Source organism: Sinomonas sp. P10A9, assembly GCF_041022165.1.
In the GTDB taxonomy this organism is placed as follows: domain Bacteria; phylum Actinomycetota; class Actinomycetes; order Actinomycetales; family Micrococcaceae; genus Sinomonas; species Sinomonas puerhi.
This window is the reverse complement of record NZ_CP163302.1, coordinates 1,496,753-1,509,465: the sequence shown is the minus strand read 5'-3', so window position 1 is coordinate 1,509,465 and position 12,713 is coordinate 1,496,753. Positions and strand designations below refer to the sequence as shown.

At 69.2% G+C, this 12,713-nt stretch carries 9 protein-coding genes; 7 read left to right on the top strand and 2 right to left on the bottom strand.

Going from position 1 to position 12,713, the window contains the following annotated elements; translation table 11 throughout:
* The first annotated feature begins 109 nt into the window (after window positions 1-109).
* From AB5L97_RS06780 to AB5L97_RS06765, 4 genes are all read left to right on the top strand, one after another.
* Entirely contained in the window at window positions 110-1,774 is a 1,665-nt protein-coding gene (locus AB5L97_RS06780) for a DUF885 domain-containing protein (RefSeq protein WP_423246845.1), read from the top strand.
* A gap of 160 nt (window positions 1,775-1,934) precedes the next feature.
* Window positions 1,935-3,359, top strand: coding sequence for a dicarboxylate/amino acid:cation symporter (locus AB5L97_RS06775; RefSeq protein ID WP_369046973.1), 1,425 nt, complete (start codon window positions 1,935-1,937; stop codon window positions 3,357-3,359).
* A 176-nt stretch (window positions 3,360-3,535) separates the two neighbouring features.
* Window positions 3,536-4,147, top strand: a complete 612-nt coding sequence (locus AB5L97_RS06770) for a TetR/AcrR family transcriptional regulator (RefSeq protein WP_369046972.1) — start codon at window positions 3,536-3,538, stop codon at window positions 4,145-4,147.
* 82 nt (window positions 4,148-4,229) lie between these two features.
* Window positions 4,230-6,866: an MMPL family transporter gene (locus tag AB5L97_RS06765; protein ID WP_369046971.1), complete on the top strand. Its 2,637-nt coding sequence runs from the start codon at window positions 4,230-4,232 to the stop codon at window positions 6,864-6,866.
* A gap of 69 nt (window positions 6,867-6,935) precedes the next feature.
* On the opposite strand, the gene AB5L97_RS06760 is transcribed toward AB5L97_RS06765, so the two are convergent.
* Window positions 6,936-7,532: a TetR/AcrR family transcriptional regulator gene (locus AB5L97_RS06760; RefSeq protein WP_369046970.1), complete on the bottom strand. Its 597-nt coding sequence runs from the start codon at window positions 7,530-7,532 to the stop codon at window positions 6,936-6,938.
* Between the two features lie 106 nt (window positions 7,533-7,638).
* Between AB5L97_RS06760 and AB5L97_RS06755 the strand changes: the two genes are divergently transcribed.
* The 3 genes from AB5L97_RS06755 (at window position 7,639) to AB5L97_RS06745 (ending at window position 11,209) form a co-directional block, all read left to right on the top strand.
* Window positions 7,639-8,508 (top strand): alpha/beta fold hydrolase, encoded by an 870-nt coding sequence (locus AB5L97_RS06755; RefSeq protein WP_369046969.1) that lies wholly within the window; start codon window positions 7,639-7,641, stop codon window positions 8,506-8,508.
* Between the two features lie 66 nt (window positions 8,509-8,574).
* The gene (locus AB5L97_RS06750) at window positions 8,575-9,255 is read left to right on the top strand and encodes a Maf family protein (protein ID WP_369046968.1); all 681 of its coding nucleotides are present in this window, start codon (window positions 8,575-8,577) and stop codon (window positions 9,253-9,255) included.
* Window positions 9,256-9,394: 139 nt separating this feature from the next.
* The gene (locus AB5L97_RS06745) at window positions 9,395-11,209 is read left to right on the top strand and encodes an acetyl/propionyl/methylcrotonyl-CoA carboxylase subunit alpha (protein WP_369046967.1); all 1,815 of its coding nucleotides are present in this window, start codon (window positions 9,395-9,397) and stop codon (window positions 11,207-11,209) included.
* A gap of 72 nt (window positions 11,210-11,281) precedes the next feature.
* On the opposite strand, the gene AB5L97_RS06740 is transcribed toward AB5L97_RS06745, so the two are convergent.
* On the bottom strand, window positions 11,282-12,688 hold the full coding sequence (locus tag AB5L97_RS06740; protein ID WP_369046966.1) for an MFS transporter: 1,407 nt from the start codon (window positions 12,686-12,688) through the stop codon (window positions 11,282-11,284).
* Window positions 12,689-12,713 lie beyond the last annotated feature (25 nt).

Below are 12,713 nucleotides of genomic sequence, written 5' to 3'. Positions count from 1 at the left end.
ATGTGCACGGGTTCTTTCAGATGTCGGTGCTGCGCGCTAGGCTCGTCACGTGACGCAGAACACTGACGAGAACACTCAGACCAGCACGACCCACCGCGAGCCCACCGCCGTGGACGGGATCGCGAACGAGTTCACCGCGAAGCTCCTCGAACTCGAACCGGCCCTCGCCACCGAGCTCGGCTACCCGGGCCACGAGACCGAGTACCCGGACTACTCCCCCGCCGGCCTCAACGCGCTCCTGTTGCTCGCCAGGGACACCATCGCCGGGCTCGAGTCGGCGACTCCCACAGACGGGATCGACGAGGTCACCGTGGACGCGATGCGTGAGCGGCTCGGCCTCGAGGTCGAGCGTCACGAGAGCGGCTGGGTCGCGGCGGAGCTGAACAACATCGATTCCCCCGCCCAGCACATCCGCGCGACCTTCGACCTCATGCCCACCGACACCTCCGAGCAGTGGGGCCATATTGCCGGCCGCGCGGCCAACGTGCCGGCCGCAATCGAGGGCTACATCGCCTCGCTGCGCTCCGCCGCCGCGGACGGCAAGGTCGCGGCAGCGCGGCAGGTGCAGGCAGTGATCGGCCAGTGCCGCAAGTACGGCGCCGAAGAGGGCGGCTTCTTCGCGCAGCTCGCCAAGGATGCGAAGCTCGACGGCGGCGCTCCCCTCCCCGACGACGTCGTCTCTGCCATCTCGGACGGCTGCGCCGCAGCATCCGCCGCCTACCTCAGGCTCGCCGACTTCCTTGAGGAAGAGCTCCTCCCCCAGGCACCTCAGCAGGACGCCGTGGGACGCGAGCGCTACATCCTCGCGTCGCGCCGGTTCCTCGGCGCCACCGTGGACCTCGAGGAGACCTACGCGTGGGGCGTGGCCGAGCTGGACCGCATCATCGCCGAGCAGGAGGCGGTGGCCGAGCAGATCAAGCCCGGCGCCACGATCGCCGAGGCCAAGGCGATCCTGAACGCCGACCCGGAGCGCCAGCTCAAGGGAACCGACGCTCTCAAGGCATGGATGCAGGGCCTGTCCGACCGGGCCGTGGCGGGCCTCGCGGGCACGCACTTCGAGATCGCCGAGCCCATGCTCAAGCTCGAGTGCATGATCGCCCCGACCCAGGACGGCGGCATCTACTACACCGCGCCGTCGGACGACTTCTCGCGGCCCGGCCGCATGTGGTGGTCCGTACCCGAGGGCGAGGACACGTTCACCACATGGGCCGAGACCAGCACCGTCTACCACGAAGGAGTCCCCGGCCATCACCTCCAGTGCGCCACCGCGGTCTACCGCCGCGAGCTCCTCAACAACTGGCGCCGGAACATCTGCTGGGTCTCCGGCCACGGCGAGGGCTGGGCCCTCTACGCGGAGCGTCTCATGGACGAGCTCGGCTACCTCTCCGACCCGGGCGACCGCATGGGCATGCTCGACGGCCAGCGGATGCGAGCGGCACGCGTCGTCTTCGACATCGGCGTGCACCTCGGCCTCGAGATTCCCGAGCGCTGGGGCTCCGGGACGTGGACGCCTGAGAAGGGCTACGACTTCCTGAAGCAGAACCTCGACATCTCCGAGGGGCAGCTCGACTTCGAGTACCACCGCTACCTCGGCTGGCCTGGCCAAGCGCCGTCGTACAAGATCGGCCAGCGGCTCTGGGAGCAGATCCGCGCGGAGCTCAAGGCAGAGGCCGAGGCGGAGGGCCGCGAGTTCGACGTCAAGGCGTTCCACACGCGAGCACTGAACCTCGGCTCCGTAGGCCTGGACACGCTGCGGCGAGCCCTTGTGGGCTGAGCGGGTGACATATCCCATAGACGAGCGCGGAATAGCGTAACAAAAGTGGCGTGACGGCGCGGATTATCAGCCTAAGGCTCGGATCCGAGCCGTCACACTCAACGTCACACTGCGAAACACAAGCTATCTGTGCTAAGAGTCTTCGCCCTACGGTAGCCCGGTGAGCACCTCTACCAGCACCCAGCGCGCAGAGCGCCGACTTCCGAAGTGGGCCACCTCATTCGGCCCACAGATCATCGCCGCCCTCGTCATCGGCCTCGCCCTCGGCCTCCTCGCCAAGTACACCGGCAGCACGAAGGCGCATCCGAACGGCCTCGGCGCGACCCTCGCCATGATCGGCAGCAGCTATGTGAGCCTCCTGCAGACCGCCGTGGTCCCCCTCATCTTCACAGCAGTCGTCAGCTCGATCGCCAACCTGCGCCAGGTCTCCAACGCCGCGAAGCTCACGTGGAACACGCTCCTGTGGTTCGCGATCACCGCGTTCATCGCCGTCATGATCGGCATCGGCCTCGGCGTGTTCTTCCAGCCGGGTGCCAACACCGGCATCACGCAGCAGGCCACGTACGCCGGCAAGACCGGTGACTGGTGGGCGTTCCTCGTCGGCCTGTTCCCGAAGAACTTCCTCGGCCTGTCGGCTAGTTCCGCGGTTGCCGACGGCGGCACCGTCACCACGAACGTGAGCTTCAACGTACTGCAGATCCTCGTCATCGCCATCGCCGTGGGGGTCGCGGCCCTCAAGATCGGTGCGAAGGCGGAGCCCTTCCTGACCTTCAACCGCTCGGCCCTCGAGATCATCCAGAAGGTGCTGTGGTGGATCATCCGCCTGGCCCCTCTGGGAACCATCGGCCTCATCGGCAACGCGGTCGCCGTCTACGGCTGGGACACGATCGGCGCCTTGGGCAAGTTCTCCGTCGCGATCTACGCCGGGCTCGTCCTCGTGCTCTTCGTGGTCTACCCGATCCTCGTCAAGTCGCACGGGCTCTCGGTCAAGCAGTACTTCACCGGGGTCTGGCCCGCGGTCCAGCTCGGCTTCGTCTCCCGCTCCTCGATCGGAACGCTGCCGCTCACACAGCGCGTCACCGAGCGCAACCTCGGGGTCCCCTCCGGCTACGCGTCCTTCGCCGTGCCCCTCGGCGCGACCACCAAGATGGACGGCTGCGCGGCGGTCTACCCCGCGGTCGCAGCGATCTTCGTGGCCCAGTTCTTCGGCATCCCGCTGGACTTCAGCCAGTACCTCCTGATCGTGCTCGTCTCAGTCCTCGGCTCGGCCGCGACGGCCGGCACCACGGGCGCCGTCGTCATGCTGACCCTCACGCTCTCGACCCTCGGCCTCCCGCTGGCCGGCGTGGGCCTGCTGCTCGCGATCGACCCGATCCTGGACATGGGCCGCACGGCCGTCAACGTCGCGGGCCAGGCACTCGTTCCGGCCATCGTCGCCAAGCGCCAGGGCATCCTCGATCTGGACCTCTACAACGCCCCGCGCCACGGGGACCCGTTCAACGACGATTCGGCCACTGGGTCGGATTCGGATTCGGATTCGGCGCAGGGACACGCGCACGACGGCGAGCTGGCTGCCTCACACTGACCACCCGCCCCCGACCGGGGTCACCTCGTTCGCGCAGCAGCCACTCATGACGCCGCACCTGGGCATGCCGCATTCCCCTCGGAGACAGCGGTAGGTCCGGGTGCGGCGTTGTCTGATTGAGAGAAACCGCGCGCAAAAATTTGCCCTGAGTGCAAAGTTGCACCTAGTGTAAATACGTGACCACAGAAACCCCGTCCCGCCGTGAGCAGAACAAGGCCGCTACCCGGGAGTCGATCATCGGAGCCGGGCTCTCGCTCGCAACCGCGCGCGGGCTCGGCGGGTTCACGGTCGAGGAACTCGCCGACGCGGCTGGCGTCTCCCGTCGCACCTTCTTCAACTACTTCAGCAGCGTCGAAGAGGCCATTGCCGCGCCCACCTTCGGCTTCCTCGACACGGCGCTCGGCAAGCTGACGAGCCGCCCGGCGGACGAGGCACTCCTCGACTCGGCCCTGCACGTGCTCACCGGCCTCGCGGACAACGACCTCATCGCGCCCATGGCCCAGTCCTTCCTCCTGGCCGTGGGCCACGACCCGGTGACCCGCTACCAGCTCCAGGCGTTCGACGAATGCGGCGAGAAGATCGCAGCTGCCATCCGCGCCCGTGAACCCGCGCTCGGCGACCTGTACGTCGCGGCCCTGTCCGCAAGCGTCGTCGCGTGCGGGAAATCCGCACTCGAGGTCTGGCTCGCCGAGCGCTCCGGCGACCTCTCGCCGTCGTCCCTCGCCAGACTCCGCACCCTCCTCCGCGAAGCGATCACCCACCTCAGGGCCGGCTTCGCCATGCCCTGAGCCCGCTGAACCGTTCCGCACCGGCTGAGCCTTCCGTCCCCACCCCTTCCGCCCTTCCGTCCCACCCCAGAGAGAGACCCTCATGGCTTCGCTCCTCTACCGCCTCGGGCGGTTCGCCTACGACCGCAGGTGGCTCGTCATAGCCCTCTGGCTCGTGATCATCGCGGCCGTCGGAGGCTCTGCCGCCGCGTTCCACGGCACCACGACCAACACGTTCCAGATCCCCGGCACCGAGACGCAGCGGATGCTCGACAAGCTCAAGGCGGACCTGCCGTCCGCCGCGGGCGGCAACGCGACGCTCGTCTTCGAATCCCCCGATGCCCCCTTCACGGACGCGCAGAAGAAGCAACTGAGCGCCGCGCTGGAGAAGATCAAGGGGCTCGACGGCGTACAGAGCGTCACCGACCCGTTCGCGACCCAGGCGCAGCTCGACAGCGCCAGCGCGCAGATCGCCGACGGCGAGAAGCAGCTCGCCGCGGCGCAGGCCCAGCTCGACGCCGGCAAGCCCCAGCTCGATGCCGCCAAGGCCCAGCTCGACCAGACGAAGGCGCAGCTCGATGCCGGGCAGGCGCAGCTTGACGCCCAGAAGCAGGCCCTCGCGGCCCAGGGAATGTCGGCCGCCGCGATCGCCCAAGCGACCGCCTCCGCGCAGGCACAGCTCGATGCCGGGCGCGCCCAGTACGACGCCGGCAAGGCCCAGTACGACGCCGGCGCGAAGAAGGCGGCAGACGGTGCCGCGACGATCGCCCAGAAGAAGCAGGAGCTTGCCCTCGGCCAGCGCCAGGCGGATGCCTCGGCAGGCCTGAGGTTCGTCTCCTCCGATCATCGCGCGGCCATTGCCCCGGTACAGTTCACGAAGTCCACCGACAGCCTCCCGACCTCGCTCCGCACGCAGATCCAGGACATCGCCTCGAGCGTTGACGGAGTGCAGGGGCACGCGAGCAAGGAGCTCACCCAGGACATCAACCAGATCTTCGGGGCAGGCGAGACCATCGGCGTGACCGTCGCGGCACTCGTGCTCGTCGTCATGCTCGGCGCGTTCGTCGCGGCCGGCCTGCCACTCGTCATGGCGCTCGTCGGCGTGGCAGTGGGCGTTGGCGGGACCATAGCCCTCACCGGCGTGATCGAGATGAGCTCCGTGACGCCGATGCTGGGCCTCATGCTCGGCCTGGCCGTTGGCATCGACTATTCGCTGTTCATCCTCAACCGGCACCGCAACCAGCTGCTCGGCGGCATGGATCCCCGCCAGTCCGTCGCACTCGCGATCGGTACGTCCGGCACTGCCGTCGTATTCGCCGGCCTCACCGTGGTCATCGCACTCGTCGCCCTCGTGGTGCCCGGGCTGCCGTTCCTCGCGGTCATGGGCGTGGCCGCTGCGGCGACGGTCGCAGTGGCCGTGATCATCGCCGTCACACTGCTTCCAGCACTCCTGAGCCTCGTCGGGAAGCACATCATCTCCAAGCGGCGCTGGGCCAAGGCTGCCCGGGAGAACACCCAGCCCGGGCACGGGGTCGTGGAGGCGCGCGAGGACCTCGCCAAGTCCAACCGCGGCTGGGGCGCGTGGCTCACGCGGCACCCGTGGATCGCCGTCGTCGCCTCGGTGATCCTGCTGGGCGTGCTCACGCTCCCGGCGTCCCAGCTGCACCTCGCGCTCCCGGATGGCGGCGCGGACCCCGTGGACTCCACGTCCTTCAAGGCCTACGACGCCACGGGCAAGTACTTCGGCGCAGGCATGACGGGGCCCATCGTCGTGGTCGGCGAACTCCCGGCGGGCCTCGACGACGCGGCGGCGAAGGTCAAGCAGCTCGACGTCGCGGACCAGCTCCGCGCCGTGCCGGGCGTGGTCGCCGCCGTCCCGCTCGCGCTGAGCCCGGACCATCACACAGCCGTGTTCCGCGTGATCCCCACTGAGGGCCCCGCCAGCGCGAGCACCGTCCAGGTGGTCCACGACCTGCGGTCCCAGGGCAGCGCGATCCAGTCCCGTACCGGGGTCTCGATCGGCCTCACCGGCCAGACCGCGGCCAACGTCGACGTGACGTCCAAGATCGCGGACGCGCTCCCGGTCTACCTCGCGATCGTCGTCGGCCTCTCGTTCCTCCTGCTGCTGCTCGTGTTCCGTTCGCTTCTGGTGCCGATTCTCGCCACGGCTGGATTCCTGCTCTCGCTCGGCGCGGCGTTCGGCTCAGTCGTCGCCGTGTACCAGTGGGGCTGGCTCGGCCCGGTCTTCGACATCACCCATCCGGGTCCGATCCTGAGCTTCATGCCGATCCTGCTCATAGGCATCCTGTTCGGCCTCGCGATGGACTACCAGGTGTTCATCACTTCGGGCATCCGGGAGTCGTACGCGCACGGCCAGGAGGCGCACCTCGCCATCCGGACCGGGTTCCACCACGCGGCGCGGGTCATCACGGCCGCCGCCATCATCATGGTGAGCGTGTTCGCGGGCTTCATCTTCAGCCACCTCACGATGGTCCGGCCGCTCGGCTTCGGGCTGGCCCTAGGCGTGCTCCTGGACGCTTTCGTGGTGCGCATGACGCTCGTGCCCGCCATCATGCGCCTCTTCGGCAAGGCGGCGTGGTGGCTCCCGCGCTGGCTTGACCGCATCCTGCCCGACCTCGACATCGAAGGCGCCAAGCTCGAGCGCGCGACGGCGGCGCCCCATGGGGCGCATGTCGACGGCGGGGGCCAACCGGAGCCTGCGGCGGACAGCGTGCGCTGACCGCACCGCGCCCATCGGCTGCTGCACTGTCCGGGGACAGTGCAGCAGCCGATTGGGTCCCTGCGTGGCTTACGGGGTCCAGCCTCGCCGCATCGTGTCGATCCCGTCGTGCATCAGCCGGTGCAGGTCCCCCGGAACAATCGCGGGGATCTGGCCCACAGCACTCAGCCGGCTCAGCCCGTGGATGAGCCCCCACGCGGCGGCGCAGCGCCTCAGGAGCTCGCCAGGCTCGATCCCCGGCGGCTGGCAGGCGGACACGGCCTCCTGCATCACGCGCCAATAGTGGATCGCGGCGCGCTGCAGGTCCGGATGGTCGGACTTGGCAACGAGCGGCCCGAAGGCCAGGTCGTGAAGGTTCGGCTCGTCGGTTGCGAAGCGGTGGTAGGCGTCCACGAGCGCATGGAGGCGCTCGACGGCGCCCGGCCCGGCGGCGTCGACCGCCACCCGCGCGCGCTGGGCCGCGGCCTCCAGACCGACGCCGGCCACGGCGGCGAGGAATCCGCGCTTGCCGCCAAGGTGGACGTACGGCGCCTGATGGCTCACGCCGGCGGCACGTGCGATCTCGCGGATGCTGAGACGATCGGGCGGGGTGTGCTCGAGCGCCGTCAGGGCGAGTCCAATGAGCCGGGAGTCCAGCCCACCGACGCTGCCGGCATCAGGTTGCATCGAGGTGGCCATCCTCTCTAGTTGACACTGTCAAGTCCCAAGAGGATTATCTTACCCACACCCCCAGTTGACACTGTCAAGGTCGTGATCCACGATGCAATCCCGAATGATGGAAACCCCGATCGGCCGGCTCGAGGTCTCGGTTGACGGCGTGGGGCCCGCGGCCGTCCTCATGCACAGTCTCTTTGTCGATTCGCGGTCATGGGACCGGGTCCGCGGCCGCCTCGCCTCAGAACGGACGCTCGTGGCGATCACGGCGCCCGGGCACGGGCCAAGCGGGGACCCTGGCCGGACGTACTCGATCCACGAGATCGCGGCGGCCGCTCTCGGCATCCTCGACGGTCTGGCCGCCGAAAAGCGCATCCCACCGGGCCCAGCCGACTGGGTGGGCAACGCGCTCGGGGGCCATGCGGGCATCCTCGCCGCCGCCCACTATCCCGAGAGGATACGGTCGCTCATCACGCTGGGGGCTCCTGTCCAGGCTCCGACGCTGCCCTTCCGCCTCCAAGAGGCGGCCATCCTGCCCGCAAGGGCGCTGATGGGAATGACGGGCTGGCTGCGGCAGGCCATCGTGAGTGTGCTCCTCTCGGAACGGACCCGCGCGCACGATCCTGAGGCCGTCGGGTATGTCGAGGAATGCCTCACCGCGTCCGACCCGAGGCTCCTCGGACGGGCCATACGGTCACTCGCGGTGCGTCGTCCCGACTTCACGGGACTCCTGCCGAGGATCACTGCGCCAACGGTCTTCGCGACCGGAACTGAGCACAACTCGTGGCCACCGGAACTGGCCGCGGAGGCGGCACGCCTCCTTCCACACGGCACGGCCGTCACCCTTCCCCACGCCGCGTACCTGCTGCCGCTCGAGGTGCCCGAGGAGACGGCGCAGCTCATCCTGCGGCACTGGTCTGCGGCCGAAGCCCGGCCCGAAGGGATCCACACGTCGACCCAGGACGCGGGATCTGGAACCGATTCCTAGGCCGGGGCTGAATCGCCGGAGGCTGCGGGAGACCCCTCCACCCGCTCCCGGGCTACGCTTGGCGGCGTGACCGTGCACACCGCCCCTGCCACCCCACCCAGCCTCATCCTCGCCTCGAAGTCGCCAGCGAGGACCAAGCTGCTCGAGGAAGCCGGAATCCCGCACCGCGTCCTGGTCTCCGACGTGGACGAGGAGGCCCTCGCCGCGGCCCACCCCACCGCAACCCCGGCCGAAACCTCGCTGCTCCTCGCGCGGGCGAAGGCCGAGGCCGTGGCCGCGCTGCCCGCCGCCGCAGGGGCGCTCGTGCTCGGCTGCGACTCGGTCTTCGAGCTCGACGGGCAGGCGCTCGGCAAGCCCTACACGCCGCACGTTGCCCGCGAGCGCCTCGCGGCCATGAGCGGGCGCGGCGGCGTGCTGCACACCGGACACTGGCTCGTGGACCGGCGCGCCGCCTCACACGACGGCGCGCACGACGCCGCGCGCGCGCCGGGCGCGGGAGAGGTCGCCTCTGCGACGGTCGAGTTCACGAGCATGAGCGAACGGGAGATCGCGGCCTACGTCGCCACGGGCGAACCGCTCCAGTGCGCGGGCTCGTTCACGATCGACGGGCTCGGCGGCGCGTTCCTCGCCCGCGTCGACGGCGACCCGCACGCCGTCGTGGGCCTGTCCGTCTCCACCTTGCGCATGCTCCTGACGGGAGTCGGGGTGCGGCTCACGGACTGGTGGGCGGCCGCCGTCGGGGACTGAACGCCTGACCGCGCCGCACTTGGTCCGATTTGTAGGTCTCCTACAACGGATCGGCCGTCTACGCACGGAATCCGCCACCAATATGGGCGATCCCACCAATGGGGCGCTAGGCTTCCCGGAGTACAGAACGGAGTTGCCCTTGTCTCCCAATGCCGCGTCCCTCAGCGCTGCCCACGAATCCGCCGGCCGTCCCATCACGAAGGTGCTCATCGCCAACCGCGGAGAGATCGCCGTCCGCGTCATCCGAGCGGCACGGGACGAGGGCATCTCCTCGGTCGCCGTGTATGCAGAACCGGACCGCGACGCGCTCCACGTCCGCCTCGCCGACGAGGCGTTCGCGCTGGGCGGCACAACAGCGGCCGAGTCCTATCTCGTCATGGACAAGATCCTCGACGCCGCCCGCGGCTCGGGCGCCGACGCCGTCCACCCGGGCTACGGGTTCCTCTCGGAGAACGCCGAGTTCGCCCAGCGCGTCATCGACGCCGGTCTGACGTGGGTCGGCCCCTCGCCCGAGGCCATCGCGGCACTCGGCGACAAGGTCCGTGCCCGCCACATCGCCGAGAAGGTCGGCGCGCCGCTCGTGCCCGGGACGGCTGATCCAGTCCAATCGGCGGACGAGGTCCTCGCGTTCGCGCAGGACTTCGGGCTGCCTGTGGCGATCAAGGCCGCCTACGGCGGTGGCGGCCGAGGGATCAAGGTCGCCCGGACGCTCGAGGAGATCCCCGAGCTGTACGAATCGGCGGTGCGCGAGGCGACTGCAGCTTTCGGCCGCGGCGAGTGCTTCATCGAACGCTTCCTCGACGCTCCGCGCCACGTCGAGACCCAGTGCCTCGCCGACGCGGCGGGCAACGTCGTCGTCGTCTCCACGCGCGACTGCTCGCTCCAGCGCCGCAACCAGAAGCTCGTCGAGGAGGCCCCGGCCCCGTTCCTCACCGAAGAGCAGAACCGCCGCCTGTATGCGGCGTCGAAGGCCATCCTGAAGGAGGCGGGCTACCTCGGCGCGGGCACGTGCGAGTTCCTCGTCGGCCAGGACGGCACCATCAGCTTCCTCGAGGTCAACACGCGCCTCCAGGTCGAGCACTGCGTGTCCGAGGAGGTCACAGGCCTCGACCTCGTGCGCGAGCAGTTCCGCCTCGCGCGCGGCGAGGAGCTCGGGTACGGCGACCCCGAGGTCCGCGGGCACTCATTCGAGTTCCGCATCAACGGCGAGGACGCGGGCCGCGGCTTCATGCCGGCTCCCGGCACGGTCGAGACGCTCGTCTACCCGACCGGGCCCGGCGTGCGCGTCGACTCCGGCGTGGTGGCCGGCGATGTCATCTCGGGCAACTTCGACTCGATGCTCGCGAAGCTCGTCGTCTCCGGCGCCACCCGACAGCAGGCACTGGAGCGCTCGCGCCGAGCCCTCGACGAGCTCGAGATCACCGGCATGCCGACCGTCGTGCCGTTCCACGCCGCGGTGGTACGCGATCCGGCCTTCGCCCCCGCCGAGGGGCCCTTCAGCGTGCACACGCGGTGGATCGAGACGGAGTTCGTCAACGAGATCCCGCCCTTCGCGGGTGCGGTCGCCGCCGGGACGGACGCGGACGACGACGCGGCGCGGCAGAGCGTAGTCGTCGAGGTGGGCGGCAAGCGCCTCGAGGTGACGATCCCGGCCGGGCTGTCGCTCGGCGTGGCCAAGGGACCCAAGGCGAAGAAGAAGGGCCGCAGCTCCCGCGGTCCCGCGACGGCGGCGGCGAGCGGCGATGCGCTCACGGCCCCGATGCAGGGAACGATCGTCAAGGTCGCCGTTGCGGACGGCGACGTGGTCGCGGAAGGCGATCTCGTCGTCGTACTGGAGGCCATGAAGATGGAGCAGCCGCTCACGGCGCACAAGGCAGGCACCGTGCGGGGCCTAACGGCCGAAGCGGGCCAGACCGTGGCTGCGGGCGCGGTCATCGCCACGATCGAGGACTGACCCCCCCCAACCGCGAAAGGTGACCCCGCATCGGAAGATTCCGATGCGGGGTCACCTTTCAGCCGTGCGGGGTCAGGCCGAGACGTTGTCCTCGAACTTGCGGTCGCGGGTCTCCTTGGTCAGCAGCAGCGCAACGAACGTCAGGACCGCAGCGGCCGCGAGGTACACGCCGACCCACACCGTGCTGCCCTTGCCGAACTGCCAGAGCGCGATCGCCACGAAGGACGCCGGGGCCGCGCCCAGCACCGACGAGAGGTTGTAGGCGATCGCTGAGCCCGTGTAGCGGACGTTCGCCGGGAACAGCTCGGGCAGGATCGCGGCCATGGGGCCGAACGTGGAGCCCATGAGCGTGAAGCCCACGATGAGGCCGACCATCGCGGCACCGGTGCCTGGCCCGAACATGAGGCCCCAGGCGAGGCCGAACACGAAGATGAGCCCAGTGACCCAGAGCAGGAACTTCCGACGGCCATACTTCTCGGCCAGCGGGCCCGACAGCACCGTGAAGATGCCGAAGAACACGACGCCGATGATGAGCATCCAGAGGAACAGCCCGCGGTCGATCCCGAGGCCCGGGACGAACGAGGCGGCGTCGAACGTCTTCCCGGCCTTCTCGGCGGCGGCCTTGGCCACCTCGACCTTGTCGGTCGCCGTGCCGTACGTCAGGGTGAAGCTCGTGGTGAGGTAGAAGAGCACATAGGTCGCGAGCATGATGAACGTGCCGGCGATCACCTCGCGCCAGTGGTACTTGAAGGTCGCCGCGAGCGGGACCTTGGCAACCTTCTCCGTCTCGACGACCTTCTTGAAGGGCGTGCTCTCGACGAGCTTGAGCCGCACGTACAGGCCGATCGCGACCATGACGATGCTGAACAGGAACGGGATCCGCCAGCCCCACGCCTCGAACTGCGCCGTGGTCAGGAACGAGTTCATGACCACGTACATCACGTTGGCGATGATGAACCCGATGGGGGCGCCGAGCTGTGGGAACGTGCCCCACACGGCGCGCTTGTTGGCGGGTGCGTTCTCGGTGGCGAGAAGCGCCGCGCCGGACCATTCGCCGCCGAGTGCGAGGCCCTGGAGGAACCGCAGGACCACGAGCACCAACGGGGCGAGGACCATCCAGCCGGGCGTCGTCGCGGGCGGCAGGAGCCCGATGAGGAACGTCGCGACGCCCATCGTGAGCAGCGACGCGACGAGCGTTCCCTTGCGGCCGAGCCTGTCGCCGAAGTGCCCGAAGAGGATCGACCCGACGGGCCGGGCGATGAAGGCCACGCCGAAGATCGCGAACGAGGAGAGGATCGCGTTGATGTCGGACGCGTTCGGGAAGAAGAGCTTCGGGAACACGAGGACCGAGGCGGTCGCGTACGCGTAGAAGTCGAAGAACTCGACGGTCGTGCCGATGAGGCTCGAGAAGATGACCCGGCCCTTGGTGTTGGCCGCCTGGCCGGCCGAGGGCTCCGTCACCGCAGAAGTGGTGGACATGATTTCGCTTTCACATGCTGGACCG